This is a genomic window from uncultured Ruminococcus sp. (assembly GCF_937915125.1).
Lineage (GTDB): Bacteria > Bacillota > Clostridia > Oscillospirales > Ruminococcaceae > Ruminococcus_C.
In genome coordinates this window covers 1-18,198 of sequence record NZ_CALDMP010000002.1, presented here as the reverse complement: position 1 = coordinate 18,198, position 18,198 = coordinate 1, and the positions used below count along the sequence as shown (strand labels likewise).

Genomic DNA, 18,198 nt, shown 5'->3' with positions numbered 1-18,198 from the left:
AATGATTCATTTTACAGCATGCAATTTAAAAATTGATTTGCGTGAATAATATCGCATCCACTGCTTTCAGTTCATCCTCTGTCAGCGGAGCTTGTCCCACGATCTGCAAACTGTCCAGAAGCTGTTCCGGTCGGGATGCACCCACCAGCACAGTGGTGACCGCTTTCTGCCGCAGGATCCAGCAGAGTGCCAGCTGTGCCAGACTCTGTCCCCGTGCTGCTGCGATTTCCTGAAGCTGTTTCAGCTGCGCCAATCGTTCCGGTGTCAGCTGCTTTTCACTGAGAAACCGTCCGTCTGTCCGGATGCGGCTGTCCTCGGGAATCGTGCCGTGAAGATAGCGGTCTGTCAGCAGTCCCTGCTCCAGAGGGCTGTAAATGATAAGCCCTTTTTCCAGGTCTGCGCAGCCATCCAGAAGTCCGTTTTGTTCCACGGTACGATCCAGCATGGAATAGCGGTTCTGGTTGATGATAAACGGGCAGTGCAGTTCTCCCAGAATGGCGGCAGCACGGCGCATGGTCTCGCCGTCATAGTTGGAAAGCCCTACATAGAGCGCCTTTCCGCTTTGGACTGCCTGCGCCAGTGCGCCCATAGTTTCCTCCAGGGGCGTCTCCGGGTCAGGACGGTGATGATAGAAGATGTCCACATAGTCCAGACCCAGCCGCTTCAAGCTCTGATCCAGACTTGCCAGCAGATACTTTCGGCTGCCGAAATTGCCATAAGGACCCTGCCACATATCATAACCTGCCTTGGTGCTGATGACCAGTTCGTCCCGGCAGCCGGCAAAGGTAGTTTTCAGAATCCGTCCGAAATTGCGTTCCGCGGCACCTGCCGGAGGACCATAGTTGTTCGCCAGGTCAAAATGGGTAATCCCATTGTCGAAGGCAGTACGGCAGAGAGCTTCCATGTGCTCCAGACTGTTGGTATCGCCGAAATTGTGCCACAGTCCCAGGGAAAGCAGGGGCAGCTTCAAACCGCTTTTTCCGCAGCGGCGGTATTCCATGGTGTCATAGCGTGTGGGGTTGGGAGTATATGTCATATTAAACACGACCTTTCGCAGGATATACAGCTTTCGCTTGATTTACTTTTTCATCATTATACTGATTTTCGGGAAAAATGTCAAGGTCGGATGGTTTGTGTTTGCACAAAGCAATTTTATGTTAGCAGCATAAAACTCACAAAATTGTAGGGGGCGAACTGTGTTCGCCCGCAAATATCAGCCCCCAACAAACCAAATGAAGTCCGTCCCTTCAAAATAATAAAGAAAACCTAAGGCAACACCGCACAAAAAGCACCAGAATAATTGACAAACCCTCAGAATTGTACTATAATATCACTTGTGAATCCGAGACGGCATTTTGCAAACGCTGAAAGCCGTTTCAAACTAGGAGGGATCTTTCATGTATCAACTGGCAATTTTGGATCTGGATGGAACTCTGGTCAACTCCATCGAGGATCTGGCAAATGCTGTGAATCATACGCTGACAGAAATGCACTATCCCACACATCCTCTGGAGGCATTCTATCACTTTGTGGGCAATGGCGTGAAAAAGCTCTGCGAACGGGCTCTGCCAGCAGGTGCACCGGCAGAAGAGGCGGAACAGCTTTTATCCCGGTTCTATGCCTACTATGAACAACACTGTCTGGACTGCACCCGTCCTTATGACGGTATGATCCCAGCGCTGGACAGCCTGAAAGCCGGCGGAATGCAGCTGGCTGTGGCTACCAATAAGCCTCATAAATTTGCAGAAACTATTGTGAAGCACTTCTTTGGTACAGAATGTTTTGACCAGATCCTGGGCAGCAATGATACACGTCCCCGAAAGCCGTCCCCGGAGATTCTTCTGGAAATCATGTCCGCCTGCGGTGCTGCGCCGGAGGAGACCATTATGATCGGCGATTCCGATGTGGATATTCTGACCGCCCGGAATGCAGGCATGGATTCTATCGGCTGTACCTGGGGATTCCGGGGAAAGACGGAACTGGAACAGGCTGGGGCTGTTTATCTGGCGGACTCCCCTTCTGATCTGACAGAAATTTTAAAGAATCACTGATTCTTTAAAGCAGCACCGCACAGAGAGCGCCTGACGGCTTTGTGCGGTGTTGCCCTAAAAAATGACAAAATAACACAGTATTTTTTCTTATCTTTCGCAAAATTCTGAAATATACTTGACACTTCTTTGTTTTTTCGCTATAATTAGGGACAGGACTCTTTGCAGAAACATCCGAACTGTCTGAATTTCTGTAAGAACGGTACAGGGATTCTGAGACGAAGGATTCTGCTGTCCCGATTGTACATCATCAGAAGCGAACCCTTTCGATTGATTATTTGAAATATATTTTTTGTTCTACACGGATTTGTTTTCTGATCCCGGTACAGTCTGAATCTTATTTTCATCGCCTTGTCTTTCTTCGGAGAGACAGGGCTTTTTTCTTTTCAGGGCACCTCTAAATACCCCGAATCTGTCAGATGTACCGCAGATGGCGGGTGAGCGGGTTTTTAGAGATGCCCATAAGAAAATGGTTCGCAAGGGGAATACGACAGCAATTTTGACACAATACACAAGAAAGATGTGGTTTATGCCGGCTTTTTTGACTTTTCAATCGCAATGTTGGAACTGTTCCAAACTTGCTATTTTAAAAAAAAGAGACCACAATTTTGCTTTTTAACGGTTTTCCCAATTTTGATATGAAGAAAATTATGTTTTTTTCTAATTTTCCATTGAAAAACACAGTGAGATGTTGTATAATAGGTATTGTTTGAAGCGAGTGTACAGGTGTTTGAAGTCAACGTACACATTCATTCAGATAACAGACAGTCGAACAGACATTTTCTGATCGTACTATTTGTGACAATTTTTATTTTTCAGGAGGAGATTCCCATGGCATTTACATTTAAGAACGCTTATCTGCAGAAAGTGTATGACAACGTAGTAAAGCGCAACGGCAACGAGCCGGAGTTTCTGCAGGCAGTCGGTGAGGTTCTGATGTCTCTGGAGCCGGTCGTAGAAAAGGACCCGTCTTATGAGACAAACGGCATCATCGACCGTATCGTAGAACCGGAGCGCATGATCCAGTTCCGTGTTTCCTGGGTAGATGACAACGGCAACGTACAGGTTAACCGCGGTTTCCGCTGCCAGTTCAACTCTGCAATCGGTCCGTACAAGGGCGGTCTGCGTCTGCACCCGTCCGTATGCGCATCTGTTATCAAGTTCCTGGGCTTTGAGCAGATCTTCAAGAACAGCCTGACCACACTGCCTATGGGCGGCGGCAAGGGCGGTTCCGACTTCGACCCGAAGGGCAAGTCTGACAACGAGATCATGCGTTTCTGCCAGAGCTTCATGACAGAGCTGTCCAAGCACATTGGTGCAGATACTGACGTTCCGGCAGGTGACATCGGTACTGGCGCACGTGAGATCGGCTATATGTTCGGTCAGTACAAGAGACTGCGCAACGAGTTCACCGGCGTTCTGACCGGTAAGGCACTGTCCTACGGCGGTTCTCTGGTAAGAACAGAGGCTACCGGTTATGGTCTGCTGTACTTCACCGAAGAAATGATGAACTGCATGAAGAATGACAGCATCAAGGGCAAGACCGTTGTTGTTTCCGGTTCCGGTAACGTAGCAATCTATGCTACCGAAAAGGCAACAGAGATGGGCGCAAAGGTTGTGGCTCTGTCCGACTCCAACGGCTATATCTACGACCCCAACGGCATCAAGCTGGATGTTGTAAAGCAGATCAAGGAAGTAGAGCGCGGACGTATCAAGGAATATGTGAACCGTGTTGAAGGTGCCACCTATACAGAAGGCTGCAAGGGCATCTGGACCATCAAGTGTGACGTTGCTCTGCCTTGCGCAACACAGAACGAGATCGACGGCGAATCTGCTGATATCCTGCTGAAGAACGGCGTTCAGGTTGTTGCAGAAGGTGCAAACATGCCGTCTACACCGGAGGCAATTGACAAGTTCCTGGCTGCTGGCATCCTGTTCGGACCGGCAAAGGCTGCAAACGCAGGCGGCGTTGCGACTTCCGGTCTGGAAATGTCCCAGAACAGCGAGCGTCTGTCCTGGACATTCGAAGAGGTTGACGCAAAGCTGAAGCAGATCATGGTCAACATCTTCCACAATGCATATGACAGATCCAAGGAATATGATGTAGAAGGCAATCTGGTTGTCGGCGCAAATATCGCAGGCTTCCTGAAGGTTGCTGACGCTATGAAGTGGCAGGGTGTGGCATATTAATCTGCCGCAGCGATCTGTAAAGCACAAATAGGCGCATCATTGCCCTGACATAAAATGACGGATGCATGTGTTTCTCTCAGCATTTCTGAAAAGAGATTCACATGCATCCGTTTTTATACTAATCCCATATCGTTCTATTGCAGAAGTTGCCAGATAGCATTTTGTGGGTCATGGCGCCCAACCGCAGGCAGGCTGTCGCCTGCCAAGAGTGGGCAACGCAGAGTGACGAAATGATAGCAGCAAATTCTTCAACAGGTTGATATGGGATTAGTATTACTTTCGTCTTATGAAAAGAAGGGGCTGTTGCAGGCACTCAAAATCCTACAGGAAAGCGGTGCGATGTGGCATCGCACCCTACAAATTACCACGAATTGCGTGACATTTTGTAGGGGGGCGATGCCCACATCGCCCCCTAAACCAGGATTTGACCGTTCTTGCAACAGCCCCTTCTCTTTTTTATAAGACTCGTCCGAATCAGAAGTACGGTCTATTTTATTGGCAGGTAACAATGTATCCGCTGATATTATCGCCGGATGCGGTATAATTTTTGCTTGGAATGGTCATGTCCACATCATTTGTGCCGCCAATAGAAACATAGAATACAGAATAGGTCATCTCGCCCACAGTGATTTCCAGGGGATCATCGGCAGAATAGCCATGTACCTTTTCCACATATTCTTCCAGGCAGAGCTTATGTTCTGTCATATACACTGCATGAGGAACACCCACATAGCGGAAGGTATAGGAACGGCTGTCCTCTCCGGTAATGCTGTCCTTGCCGTCGGGATAGCGGATGATAAAGCCATACTCCGCCGCATGTTCGGAGATCCAGGCATAGTCCGGATATTTCTCTGCATTATAATAGTCCGAAGTGCCGTCCCCGAAGTTGATCTTCAGGTTGAAGCTTCTGCCGCTGTGATAATCGGAATAGCCGCCCCGGAAACCTGTATTGCCGCTGTCATAACGGCTGTCCTGATCTTCCTTGGTGCGATAGCCGCTGAATACCTGCATACCGCTGAAACCGGTTTCCTCTTCAAATGCTGCCATCATAGCATTCAGCTGTGTGATGGTCTCCTCGTCCAGCTGTACTTCCATATCGCTGACGCTGTAGGAACTGTTGCGTTCCTCATAGACGCTTTTCAGCTTCGGGTCACCAGTGGGGAAATCATAGCTGTGGTCATTGTTGATAACGATCAGATCGCCCTTATTGACGCCCTTTGCGGGAAGCGTGATCTGCTTTGCATTTGCACTGGCATTGGTGCTGCTTTCCGTGGTGATGGCTGCGGCGTCTGTAGTGCCTTCTGCCGCTGACTGTGCTGTTGTGGTCGTGGCAGTTGCAACCGGTGTCGGTTCTGTGCTGCTTTCGCCGATGTTCAGTTTACCGCTTTTGTTGCAGCTGTGCAAACAGAGTGCACCGATCAGGATGATGATCAGAAGCATGGGAATAACCACAACGGCGATCCGGTCGAACCGAATCTTCCGGCGCTTGGCGTGACTTCCGCCCTTGACACGGGGTTTCTGATCGGATGATGGTTTTTTATGCGGCTCCTGAGGAGCGTGCTTGTTCGGATTGGGTTTGGTGCTCATGCTGCATAGTCCTTTCTCAATGGGTTTCTCAGAATCCGGCAGAAGCTGGATCTCGCTTTCTTTTCTGATTTTTCTATTATACCATAAATCCATTTTCTTTTCAAGTCAAAAATTTTCTTTATGCAGAAATCGAGTCAATCGTGTTGGGGGCGAACTTTGCTCACCTAGAATTTACCAGAAATGTAACCACAGGCAAACAAAGTTCACTCCTACAACAGAACATACCTTAAATCAGAATCAAAAAAAGGATTCTTACTCATCCTTCGCCCATTTATCTGGTATTGAAAAAAGTTGTAAAACTGGCAATTGTAACAGAGCCAATTCCATGGTATCCTAGTAACAAGGTGGAATGAATGAGGAATGTGTCATTTCAGGCAATACCGCCGTTCCGCATTCCGAACTCCTCATTCTTCATAATTCAAAAAGCAAATTCAGGAGGAACAGCAATGGGAAATCGTTATGAACTCAACAAGAACCTGGCACAGATGCTCAAGGGCGGCGTCATTATGGATGTCACCACACCGGAACAGGCAAAGATTGCCGAAGCAGCCGGTGCATGTGCCGTTATGGCACTGGAGCGCATTCCGGCAGATATCCGTGCAGCCGGCGGCGTATCCCGTATGAGCGACCCGAAGATGATCCGCGGCATCCAGGAGGCTGTCAGCATTCCGGTTATGGCAAAGTGCCGTATCGGTCACTTCGCAGAGGCACAGATCCTGCAGGCAATCGAGATTGACTATATTGACGAGAGCGAAGTACTCTCCCCGGCAGATGACAAGTACCACATCGACAAGACCAAGTTCGATGTACCTTTTGTCTGCGGCGCAAAGGATCTGGGCGAAGCACTCCGCCGAATCAACGAGGGCGCTTCCATGATCCGTACCAAGGGCGAGCCGGGCACCGGTGACGTAGTACAGGCTGTACGCCACATGCGCATGATGCAGGCAGAGATCCGTCGTCTCCAGTCTATGGCAGAGGACGAGCTGTTCGATGCTGCAAAGGAACTGCGTGTCCCCTACGATCTGGTACAGTATGTTCACGACAACGGAAAACTGCCGGTCGTTAACTTTGCAGCCGGCGGCGTGGCTACTCCGGCTGACGCTGCACTGATGATGCAGCTGGGAGCTGAGGGCGTTTTCGTTGGCTCCGGTATCTTCAAGTCCGGTGATCCGGCAAAGCGTGCTGCTGCAATTGTAAAGGCTGTCACCAACTATCAAGATGCAAAGATGCTGGCTGAGCTGTCTACCGATCTGGGCGAAGCTATGGTAGGTATCAACGAAAATGAGATCTCCCTGCTGATGGCGGAGCGTGGTAAGTAATGCGTATCGGTATTCTGGCACTGCAAGGTGCGTTTGCAGAACACAGTGTGATCTTGCGCCAACTGGGTGCAGAGCCCTTTGAGATCCGCCAGAAGCGTGATCTGGACCAGCCTATGGACGGTCTGATCATTCCCGGCGGCGAGAGCACGGTTATGGGAAAATTGCTGAAGGAACTGGACTGCTTCGATGACATTCAGAATCGGATCCAGAATGGTCTGCCGGTATTCGGCACCTGCGCCGGACTGATCCTGCTGGCAAAAGAAGCCGAGGGCGGCAAAGTACAGCTGGGCACCATGGATATTTCCGCACGCCGCAATGCCTACGGCAGACAGCTGGGCAGCTTTTCCGTGACTGCGGAAATGAAAGGCGTGGGTGAGATTCCCATGGTATTTATCCGTGCGCCTTATATCACAGCAGTTTCCGGCGATGCAGAGGTGCTGGCAGAAGTAGACGGCAAGATCGTTGCCGCACGGCAGGGCAACCAGCTGGCAACGGCTTTCCATCCGGAGTTGACAGAGGATACCCGGGTACACCAATATTTCCTGGAAATGATTCACACAGCTAAATAAATGCAAGATCAAGTGGTTTGAAAGAAAAAGCATGATTTTTCACAAAACCACTTGATTTTTTTGTGAGAATCCTGTATAATAAGGATACCGGTATTGCATCCGGAATAACCGCCGATTTGGCAGATAGGAGAAAGTCCCATGGCAGAAGAAAACGAATTTGGATCAGGTCTGCTGTACACTCTGGAAGATGAGGACGGCAACGAACAGGAATTTGAGGTACTGGGCGAGCTGGAATACAACGGCGCCACCTACTGTGCCCTGATCCCGTTTTATGAAAACGAGGAAGATTTGCTGAATGATGACGGTGAATTTGTCGTTCTGAAAAAGGAAATGGTTGACGGCGAGGAAATGCTCTGCACCATCGAAGATGACGCTGAGTATGAAGCAGTCGGTGAAATGTTCCTCCAGCAGCTCAACGAGTTCTTTGACGAAGAGGACGAGGAAGAGGCATAATCCAATTCTGACAGCAGGATAGCAGAAAAATTTTCACAAATTTCCTATTGATTTTTGTGAAAGATTATGTTATACTAAACATAGAAAAATGAATACTGCCTGGTACGAGACATTGCGGTTTTTATAATCCAACACTCTTTTAAAGGGAATCCGGCTCCGGTTGTGGATTGCAGACCTCCCGCTTCGGCGGACGAAGGGAGCGTGAAGCAGACGGGCAGATACCCACCTTGCTGTAATGGCTTGGTTTTATTCGCTGCAAGACGGCCGGGCGGTTTTATTTTTTCTATATGAAAACAATGCACCTTGAGATGGTTGTCTCAGGGTGCTTTTTGTTTTGTTATTTTGGATTACTTTGCAAATGTCCCACATCTTTTTACAGAAAAAAAGGGTGAACATTGTTCACCCTCTTACACATATCACATATGCGCTGTTACGACAGCGTTTTTTTATCCTCTGCATCTTCATCTGAGAGATACTGTTCCACAATAAATTTCGGACGTTCCTTTGTCTCCAGATAGACCTTTCCGATATACTGCCCGATGATTCCGATGGCAAGCAGCTGCAAGCCGCCGATTGCCCAGATGGACACGATCAGAGAAGTCCAGCCAGTCGTCGTAGCGCCCATAAAATGACGTACTACAGAATAGATCAGCATAATGATGCTCACCAGAAAAATCACTGTCCCCAGCCGCGTGATCATGCTGATCGGCTTTGTGGAAAGGGATGTGATTCCTTCCCAGGCAAAGGAAAGCATCTTTTTCAGGGGATATTTCGATGTACCGGCAAAGCGTTCCTTTCGTGCATAATACACCTTGTCACTGCGATAGCCGATCATAGGCACTACGCCACGCAGAAACATGTTCACTTCCTTGAAGGAACCCAGACCATCCAGCGCTCTGCGACTCATGAGACGATAGTCCGCATGGTTAAACACCACATCTGCGCCCATATGCTTCATGACTTTATAGAAGCCCTCAGCAGTGAATTTCTTAAAGAAAGTATCCGTGTCTCTGGCGCTGCGCACGCCATACACCACGTCATTTCCCTCGTAATATTTTTCCACCATTTCATCAATGGCATCAATATCATCCTGCAAGTCGGCATCCAGAGAAATGGTCATGTCGCAATGATCTTTCACCGTCATCAATCCGGCAAGGAGTGCGTTCTGATGTCCCCTGTTCCGGGACAGGCACACGCCCTGATACATGGGATTTTCATGGTGCAGCTGTTCGATCATTTCCCAGGTACGATCCTTGGAACCATCATTAACAAAGACGATGCGGCTCTTTTCTGAGATTTTCTGCTTTTCGATCAGCGATGTCATTTTCGCCAGAAGCTGTCTGGATGTTTCCGGCAGCACTTCTTCTTCATTATAACACGGGATCACAAGATATAATGTATCCATTCTGCATCTCCTCCTTACTTCCAGAATGCAACCAGCTGATACAAATGGTCGCACAATGCCGGATACTGTTCCTGCGGGAATGCAAAGTTGAAGATCTGCACACCGTTCACAACAATAGCACAGACCATGGAGACTGCCATGAATTTCCGCACCAGTTCCTTCTTGGTCTCATTCTTGGTTTTTTCATACAGGAAAAACAGAATGATATATGCACCCAGAATGATTTCCCAGGAGAAATCCGCTGTATACCGGATGGCATAGCCGCTTTCCCAAATGGAACAGATGATGACCAAAGGCATGATGACACAGGGCAGTCCCACCAGAAGTGCATTCTTCCACTGTGACTTCCGATCGGGAAGCTTCCGGAGTGCTTTACAACAGAAAAAGTACGCCAGAACCGGAAGCGCCAGGAACAAAATACCCGACGTGTTGCCAGAATCGGAGAAATAATATCCGTTGACTTCCATCTTCGAAAATGGTGTTGTAATAAAAGGATACTCCGCTGAAAATGCCGGCATTGCAAAGAGATAATTCAACAGTCCGATGAGGACAAAATGGGTATGGTACTGCGAATTGGTGAAATCATTGATGGTCAGGGAGTACTGGATACCGAAATCAAGGGGCGAATCGAATCGTACAAAGTTGTACCACATCTGCGTAACGCCCAAAGCCGCCAGCGGCAGAACTGCACATAAAATATATCCGACCCGGCGCACCTTGTTGACGCCGTTCACTGTTCCCTCTTCCAGGATCACGCCCGCCTTGGGAATGCCCACGATGAAGTAAACGCAGGCACAGATCGCATAGACTGCCAGTGTCGGACGGCAGAGCACGGCGATTCCCAGGAACAGCGAAGCCAGCGCCGTCCGCACAAGGGAGACCTTTCCCTGTCCCACCTGTCCCAGAATATTGGAGGAGATGAGACAATATGCACCCATTGTCACAAAGGCAAAGCCCGATGAGATGGATATTTCGTAGAACAGCGTTCGTCCCACGCCGAACCAGATACCGCAGGCACTGAACAGAATGGCAAGCCCGGCAATCACGCAGCCGGAAGGAATTTTCCGGAACCAACGCTTCACAAACGCCAGATAGGTCATACCCAGGAACAGCAGACCGATGAGGCTGAACAAGAGCACCGACAGATTGGTGGAACAATAGTGCCCGGTCAGCTTGTGATAAGGCAGGTACAGCAGGATCACTGGTGCAATACCATAATAAGAGTAATACTTTCCGTCATAGAGTACATGATCCCACTCAGCTTCTGCCCCTGCACTGCCGCGCATACTCCAGTCGTAGGGATTTTCCAGCGCCAGCAGTTCCTCTGACGGTTCCTTTAACAGAGATGTCTGCCCTTTTTCAAAGGCATCCACCAGTTCCTGGGTGATTTGATTGCCCGTACGTTGCGTCAGCTGCTTTTTGATACCGCCGTCCGGCAATTCCGCCATGACGATCAGAACAGCCAGCACCATAACAAATGCGGTCATCCATGTCACCACCCGGCGGCAGAAACGGGTCGTTTCCTCATAGGGCTTTTTCAGCAGCGGCGCAAAAGCAATCGCATATGCCAGGGTGCCCAGCGCAACGATCAGAAGCATCCGAAGGGGTGAAACGCCAAAGGGAACCGGCGTGTTCAGTTGAATATTCTGAAGCAAAACCACATCGCCGTCATTGTAGCCGGTCAGTTTCACACGAAGCTTCTGCACATTCCCAGACAACTGGCAGGGTATGTACTGGGTGTTCTCACGTCCGTCAATGAGATCCGCAGTCGCAAAATCATAGCGGTATTCCACATGGGTAGCATCCGTAGCATCCAATACCACTTTGGTATGCTTTGTATCATCACCAAACCGCGCCTGTACACGCACCGTTCCCACCGGAATATCCAGTCCTTCAAAAGTAATGACAACTTCATTCTTTCCCTTGATCTTCAGCGTTTTAGAATTTTCATCCAGTTCATACTCCCCGGATTCAATTGTTGCTTCTGAAGGAAGCAAGGTTTTCTGCGGATAGTCGCCCAGAAGAAGATGAAATGAAGGGAACTGAAAAATCGTCAGTTCCAGAACTGTCGCCGCAAGCAGCAGCTTTCCAAAAAACCGAAGGGTTTTATTTGCTCTGTGCTGATACAAAAGGCAGGTACCGTATTCCAGCAGTGCCGCACATCCCATCAACAGAAATGCGCCGTCATACGGGGCAAAATCCACAATGCCAAACAGATCCGCAAGACCCAGCAGCACCAGCACTGCCGAAGCCACAGGCAAAAGGATATTTTTCAGCGTCAGGGAACGTCCCGCCGGAGACATCTGCACTGGCGCATCCTCAACTTCCTCCTGTATATCTGACAACGGTTTCTGTTTCCGGGAAGAAGCCTTCTTTATATCACGCACATCTCCCTCTGATGCATCCTCTTCTTTTTCCGGTTCCTTCCTCACCGTTTTTTTCCCATTTCTGTTCAATGGCCAGAGCCAATCCTCCTGAGATTGTGTTTTTTTTGCAGCATACAGCAATCCCACAGAAAGTCCCGCAGTCAGCAGCAATGCCAGAAAAAACACGACAGTCACAACATTCATCTTTTTTCATGTCCTTTCTTCTTCGTTTCGTAAAACAAGCGCATTTTAGCACTATAAATTGTAACACATCTTCTTAACCTTGTCAACTACGATTTAAAGCAATACGCAAAAAATCAATCCATTTTTATTTTGGGCAATTCGCCGCATGTGATTCGCGGCAGCCATCGTCTCCTTTGCAGATGTTTGCTCTGTCTGTTGACATGACTCCATAATTAAAACGACATTTCAGTCATAAAGAACCGACAGAATCCAGGAAAAACCTAACATTCTTTTTTCATTTTTGTAAGAATGCATAAACAGAGCAATTCACATTTATAAGATATGCACAAGAAAGATGCTGTAGTCCCCATAGACAGCTCTGCACAAATTATCCCGACGGATTCACATATCATCTGACTGTGGCTCTATCGCTGTGCCATGTAGAAAGTGCCTTTGCCTATGCTAAATTTTTCTCCGTCTTTTTGTGCGATTTATACATCTTACCTCAACAGAAGCACTCATACTATCTGCTTATTCGCCAAAAAGTAAGTCGTTATTTTGTGGAACACCGACAATTTTTCAAAATTCCCATAGGATTTTCATGGTGCCAATTGACAAACAACAGATTTTGTGCTATGATAAAGTAAGAATGGTATAGAATGCTTTTTTGCAGCAAGAACAAATTATGAAAGGGGTGGATGTTATGAATCAGATTCTATGCAGTGAAGGATTTCAGCAGTTTTTCGATGCATTACAGAAAAACGCAGAGACCATTGATGAAATGGCAGAAATACTGAAAAACAGTTTTCCGTTGATTGCTGACGCACTTCCGGTGGGCAAACTCATGGTTCGGTTCACAGCACCGCAGACTGCACTAGATCCCAACGGACAAAATTGTATATTCGAGGTTTACTGCTCCCCGGACGGTTATGCAGACATACCATATGAGGAAGAATTTCATACAAACGAAAGCGGAAACGCAGTTGTTGCATTTTATCCGAAAAATGCAGACAGTTTGGATGAAAAAGAAAAACCCCTTCTGCATTTTCTGGCACAGAATGTTTTTCTATGCCTAGGAAGAACGCGCATGGTGCAGATGATGAAGCGGATCTCCATTACTGATCTGCTCACAGGAGCATCCAACACCCGGGGCTTTATGCAGTTCGGCGACATGCTGCATGAAAAAGGACAACTCAGCAACTACACCTGCATGTTCATCAATATCAAAAATTTCAATTATATTAACCAGACAGTTGGTCCAAGACAAGGGGACGCTATTCTCAGAAAATATGCGCAGATGATTCAGAGCGTCATGGACGAAGAAGAGATCCTGTCCCGTCTGGGCGGAGATAATTTCACTGCCCTTGTGAAAACAGAGCATATCCAGCATATCCTGCATTTTATGTCTGATATTAAAATTACAGTGCCCTATCTTGAAAGCACAAAGACCTTTGATATCTGTGCAAGAATCGGTATGTGCGAAATTACGGAAACCCAGACCATGGGTGATATTATGAATGCGACCTCTACGGCAATCAACATTGCGAAAACTGCCGGTCAGGGAGATTATGTCTGGTTTCAGCCGCAGATGCTTGCCAATGCCCTGCATGACAAGGAAATATCCATCCTGTTCCCCAAAGCATTAGACGGAAGAGAATTTGTTGTATATTACCAGCCCAAGGTCACCCTGGCAGACAATCACCTCTGCGGCTGTGAAGCGCTGGTGCGCTGGATCCGGAACGGAAAGCTTGTTCCTCCCATGGAATTTATCCCGGTACTGGAAAAAGAGGGCACCATCTGCCGCCTGGACTTCTACGTTCTGGAAACCGTTTGCATGGATATCCGAAAGTGGATCTCTTCGGGCATTGAACCGGTACGTGTTTCAGTAAACTTCTCCAAAGCCCATCTGCATAATGAGCACCTGGCGGAGGATATCATTGCCGTGCTTCGGAAATATGAAATTGACAGCAAGTATATTGAGGTCGAACTGACAGAAATGTCCGGCTATGAAAATTATGAGACCCTTTCGGCATTTGTACAGGAAATGCGTAAAAACGGTGTCAGCACTTCCATCGACGATTTTGGAACCGGCTATTCCTCCCTCAACCTGTTAAAGGATCTGAATGTGGATATCATCAAGCTGGACAAGTCGTTCCTCAACAACATGGAAAACCGTCATCAAAACGATGTGATTGTTATCAAGAATATCGTCAACATGGTAAATGAATTGCAAATGGAAGTCATCGCCGAGGGTGTAGAGACCCAGAAGCAGGCGGAATTTTTGCGAAATATCAATTGCCGCATGGCACAGGGCTTCTTATTTGACCGTCCCCTGCCCCATGACGACTTTGAAAAACGGCTACAGGATCAGCATACCTACACTTTCTCCAACCCACAATAACCTTTTTGACAGAATATAAGGACGTTCCTTCCGGGACGTCCTTTTTTGTACAAAAAATCACGCTGCACCAATGTGATACAGCGTGATAAAACGGAGGAAAATTTTCAGAATTACGCCTGCACCGGTGTGCCGGAGAGCACTGCCTCAGATACAGTATCTTCCGCCTCCTGCTGATGTTTCAGGCGCACATGGAATCCCACGAGAAGCAATCCTGCAAATATCAGTGCAATGACTGCCAGCACAACGCAATCCATTGTGACATCCTGACCGGATGCGATACCGCTCCGGAAACCGTGCACGGTATAGGTGAAGGGCATAAAGGGATTCAGGATCTGATAGAACCGGGCAGACAATTCCAGCGGATAAGTGCCGGCACAGCCGCTCAGCTGCAATACCATGAACACCAACAGAACAAAGCTGCCGATGATGCCCAGGAAGAAGTTGGTGCAGTATTCCAGCGTCAGGAATGCAATGGAGGAAAGGCAGGCGATAAACAGCGTTCTTCCCAGATTTTCCGGTTCGAAACCGTTGAATGCCACCAGACAGCCTACCATCAATACTGCCTGCACAATTGCCAGAAGCCAGAGGGTGCCCAGCTGTTTTGCCCATGCTGCACCGGCATTTCTGCCCTTGATCTTCTGATCATGGGGCGAGAGCATCACGCAAAATGCCAGACCTGCCACCCACAGTCCCACTGCCATCATATACGCCGCCATGGCATTGCCATTAGAAGGTACTTCCGTAGCAAAGGATTCCTGTGCTTCCACCGGCGCAGAGAACATGTCATAGGTCAATTCGCTGGCGGTAATGCCGTTTACTTCCGCTGCACCATCGGACAGTGCCAGATGAAGTGTATCTGCGCCCTCAGACAAGGTGCTCAGACCATCTCCCAGTTCCACTGAACCGTCAGCCAGCTGAGATGCACCATCCTGTATCTGCCCTGCGCCATCGGTCAGCTGTGCCGCACCGCTGGTGAGGGCTTCGTTATTGGCAGTCAATTCCGCTGTACCGTCCGCCAGCTGCGCTGCGCCGCTTTGAAGCTGGGATACTGCGCCGGTCAGAGTTGGCGCACTATCCGCCAGAGTCTTTGCGCCGTCATGCAGTGACGAAGCACCAACCACCAGAGATGCCGTATTGGTATCCAGTGTGCCCAATCCATCTGTCAGACTGGAAACACCGCCGGTATAAGCCGAAACGCCGGATTCCAGAGTATTGCTGCCGGAAACCAACTGATCCAATCCAGCAGCAATGCTCTGGGCACCGGGCAGCAGCTGGCCATCCACTGCCTGCTGTACTGACTGCAATCCGCCGGAAAGAGACGTTATCGCCTGCTGTGCCCCCGGGATCGCCTGATCTGCACCTGCCGCCAGGGCACTGACACTGGTTTGCAGCTGAGAAATCGCTTCGCCGGTACTGCTCAGATCTGTCCCCTGAAGTGCAGCCGAAAGTGCAGTCACCTGGGTGCCGATATCGGAAATATCCGTTCCGAGAGATGCCATGGGTGCAGAGAAACAGTTCAGAAGTTCCTGCTGAGATGCCGTATCCAGAGACTGAAAAGCCGCTGTCTGCATCATCGCTGTCAAAGATGTCTGCATGGCAGTCAGCTGTGCACCAGCATCCTGTGCGCTGGTGCCGATGGCTGTCAGACTTGCCGTCAGTGTTTCTGTAAGACCGCTGACATCAGGCAGTTCCGTGGATTGCAGTGTGGTATTCAGGGTATCAATCCCCTGCTGCAGCTGCGTCAGTCCGGCGCTGAGCTGTTCCATCTGTGCTGTGCTGTCCGCTGAAAGACTGCCATTCAGAGCATCGGAAAGGCTCTGCAAACCGGCAGTCATTGCCACACTGCCCTGCTGGAGCTGCGCTGCGCCGTCTGACAGAGAAGCCGCACCGTTTTTCAGCTGGCTGCTGCTCCCGGACAAGGTCTGGGCACCGCTGTATGCCGCAGCCACACCGTTGGTATAGCTATCCACGCCATTGGAAAGGCGATCCGAACCGTCAGAAAGCGCCGTCGCACCGTCTGCCAGAGTTCCTGCCCCTGCCGCCAGCTGATCCATGCCGTCCGACAGCGTTTTTGCACCGTCATTGACTGTGGAAACTCCGGCAGTATAGGTTCTGACACCATCCTCCAGGTTTTTTGCACCGTCCACAAAGGTAAGAGTGCTTTCGGAGAGCAGTTTCAGATTATCCGTGATCGTTGTATTGCCCTCTTCCAGCTGTGCCACGCCATCGGTGATTTCCGATGCACCGTCAGCCGCCTCAGTCATACCATCGCCCAGTGTACCTATCTGGTCAAAAATGGTTTCCGTATACTCCTGGGTCACACTGGCGGAGATCTCCTTCTCCATTTTCGCCAGGGCAGATTCACTCATTTTTGAGGCAATGTAGTTAGTTCCCGGGTTTGTCTCATAGCGCAGCTGCATCTTTTTCGGCTCTGCATCCATGAGTGTGGACGCATTTTCCGAAAACTCCGGGGGAATCGTGATCACCATATAATAGGTGCCGTCCCGGAGACCATCCTGCGCTCTGGAGTTATCCACAAAGTGGAAATCCAGCTGTTCATTTTCCTGGAGCTTTTCCACCAGCTCGCCGCCGACATCCAAAGTCTTTCCCCCATACTCCACTGCCTGATCTTCGTTGACCACGGCTACGGGCAGTTGATCCACATTCCCATAGGGGTCCCACATGGAACCCAGGAACAGCGTGGTATAAATTGTAGGGATCAATACAATGGCTGTCAATGCGATTCCTTTGAAATGCCGATTCAAAAAACTCTGTTTCTGCTTTGAATCGCTTTTCTGCATGTTTCCTACACCCTTTCTTTTGGTACGCCGCCGAACCCCGATACGGTTTTGCACTCTTAATGTGACGAAAAACAGTTGTCTACAAATAGAAAGTTGTTGACTTTTCGTCCTGTTTCTATTATAATATAGGAAAGGTTGATTTGCAACCGTTGATTTTACGAATTATGTCTACTATTCGACACTGTGTTTATTATTGAAAGGATGGGTCAAATGATAGATTCCCTGAAACAGGAACGGCGCTATCGACGCACGGAAACTTTAATTTTAAACGGGCTGACCACGCTGCTCCAGCAGAAGAGCATCAAGGAGATCACAGTCCGGGAACTGGCAGATCTGGTGGACATCAATCGTTCCACCTTTTATCTACACTACACGGATATTTACGATTTGCTGGAAAAAACGGAACAGCGGCTGTTGCAGCAGCTGACTGCCGCCATCAATGACAAATGGGAGAATCAGAAGGCACCCAACCATTTCTTTGAATTTCTGGAACAGGCATTTACGATTTTATCTGAGAATGCTCTGCTCTGTTCTGCACTCATGGGTCCTAACGGTGACATTGCCTTTCTGCGTACCATTGAGACATTGTTCCGGGACGAAGGCGTCAAAACACTGCGTGCCTTTGCACCAAAGGAACTGCGGGATCAGGACCTGCAATATGCCATCTCCTTTGCCCTTGCCGGGTGCATGGGACTAGTGGAACGGTGGCTGAAAAACGGCTGTCAGGAAACGCCCACCCATATGGCGGAGCTGACCCTGCTTCTTCTCCGAGAAGGCACCACCTCCATCGGCACGCCGCCGCTGCACGGCACAATGGCATTTCATACTAATCTCTGACCAAACCCATGAAAATCTTCACCGCCATCCACTCGCTGC

Annotated in this window: 12 protein-coding genes and 1 other RNA gene; 8 read left to right on the top strand and 5 right to left on the bottom strand. The window is 49.0% G+C overall.

What is annotated here, in order from left to right:
- Positions 1 to 25: 25 nt before the first annotated feature.
- Entirely contained in the window at positions 26 to 1,036 is a 1,011-nt protein-coding gene (locus tag Q0418_RS00080; protein WP_298481507.1) for an aldo/keto reductase, read from the bottom strand.
- Positions 1,037 to 1,397: 361 nt separating this feature from the next.
- Here Q0418_RS00080 and Q0418_RS00075 point away from each other — a divergent pair, with 361 nt between their 5' ends.
- A complete protein-coding gene (locus Q0418_RS00075) occupies positions 1,398 to 2,051 on the top strand; it encodes an HAD family hydrolase (protein ID WP_298481506.1) in 654 nt (217 codons plus the stop codon).
- A gap of 828 nt (positions 2,052 to 2,879) precedes the next feature.
- Entirely contained in the window at positions 2,880 to 4,238 is a 1,359-nt protein-coding gene (gdhA, locus tag Q0418_RS00070) for an NADP-specific glutamate dehydrogenase (RefSeq protein ID WP_298481505.1), read from the top strand.
- Positions 4,239 to 4,730: 492 nt separating this feature from the next.
- On the opposite strand, the gene Q0418_RS00065 is transcribed toward gdhA, so the two are convergent.
- Entirely contained in the window at positions 4,731 to 5,825 is a 1,095-nt protein-coding gene (locus Q0418_RS00065) for a M15 family metallopeptidase (RefSeq protein ID WP_298481504.1), read from the bottom strand.
- Positions 5,826 to 6,271: 446 nt separating this feature from the next.
- Between Q0418_RS00065 and pdxS the strand changes: the two genes are divergently transcribed.
- The 4 genes from pdxS to ssrS all read left to right on the top strand — a co-directional run bounded on the left by pdxS (position 6,272) and on the right by ssrS (position 8,445).
- On the top strand, positions 6,272 to 7,144 hold the full coding sequence (pdxS, locus tag Q0418_RS00060) for a pyridoxal 5'-phosphate synthase lyase subunit PdxS (protein WP_298481503.1): 873 nt from the start codon (positions 6,272 to 6,274) through the stop codon (positions 7,142 to 7,144).
- Positions 7,144 to 7,713, top strand: coding sequence for a pyridoxal 5'-phosphate synthase glutaminase subunit PdxT (gene pdxT / locus Q0418_RS00055; protein ID WP_298481502.1), 570 nt, complete (start codon positions 7,144 to 7,146; stop codon positions 7,711 to 7,713). The genes pdxS and pdxT overlap by 1 nt, the downstream gene beginning before the upstream one ends.
- Positions 7,714 to 7,851: 138 nt before the next feature.
- Positions 7,852 to 8,166, top strand: coding sequence for a DUF1292 domain-containing protein (locus Q0418_RS00050; protein WP_298481501.1), 315 nt, complete (start codon positions 7,852 to 7,854; stop codon positions 8,164 to 8,166).
- Between the two features lie 89 nt (positions 8,167 to 8,255).
- Positions 8,256 to 8,445: non-coding RNA, 6S RNA (gene ssrS / locus Q0418_RS00045), on the top strand.
- Positions 8,446 to 8,596: 151 nt separating this feature from the next.
- Here ssrS and Q0418_RS00040 read toward each other — a convergent pair.
- Entirely contained in the window at positions 8,597 to 9,571 is a 975-nt protein-coding gene (locus Q0418_RS00040) for a glycosyltransferase family 2 protein (protein ID WP_298481500.1), read from the bottom strand.
- A 14-nt stretch (positions 9,572 to 9,585) separates the two neighbouring features.
- A complete protein-coding gene (locus Q0418_RS00035) occupies positions 9,586 to 12,141 on the bottom strand; it encodes a hypothetical protein (RefSeq protein ID WP_298481499.1) in 2,556 nt (851 codons plus the stop codon).
- Positions 12,142 to 12,823: 682 nt separating this feature from the next.
- Between Q0418_RS00035 and Q0418_RS00030 the strand changes: the two genes are divergently transcribed.
- Positions 12,824 to 14,521, top strand: coding sequence for a bifunctional diguanylate cyclase/phosphodiesterase (locus Q0418_RS00030; RefSeq protein ID WP_298481498.1), 1,698 nt, complete (start codon positions 12,824 to 12,826; stop codon positions 14,519 to 14,521).
- Between the two features lie 110 nt (positions 14,522 to 14,631).
- Here the strand turns inward: Q0418_RS00030 and Q0418_RS00025 are convergent, their stop codons facing one another.
- The gene (locus Q0418_RS00025; protein WP_298481497.1) at positions 14,632 to 17,322 is read right to left on the bottom strand and encodes a YhgE/Pip domain-containing protein; all 2,691 of its coding nucleotides are present in this window, start codon (positions 17,320 to 17,322) and stop codon (positions 14,632 to 14,634) included.
- A 210-nt stretch (positions 17,323 to 17,532) separates the two neighbouring features.
- On the opposite strand from Q0418_RS00025, the gene Q0418_RS00020 reads away from it, so the two are divergent.
- On the top strand, positions 17,533 to 18,159 hold the full coding sequence (locus Q0418_RS00020; protein WP_298481496.1) for a TetR/AcrR family transcriptional regulator: 627 nt from the start codon (positions 17,533 to 17,535) through the stop codon (positions 18,157 to 18,159).
- The last annotated feature ends 39 nt before the right edge of the window (positions 18,160 to 18,198 follow it).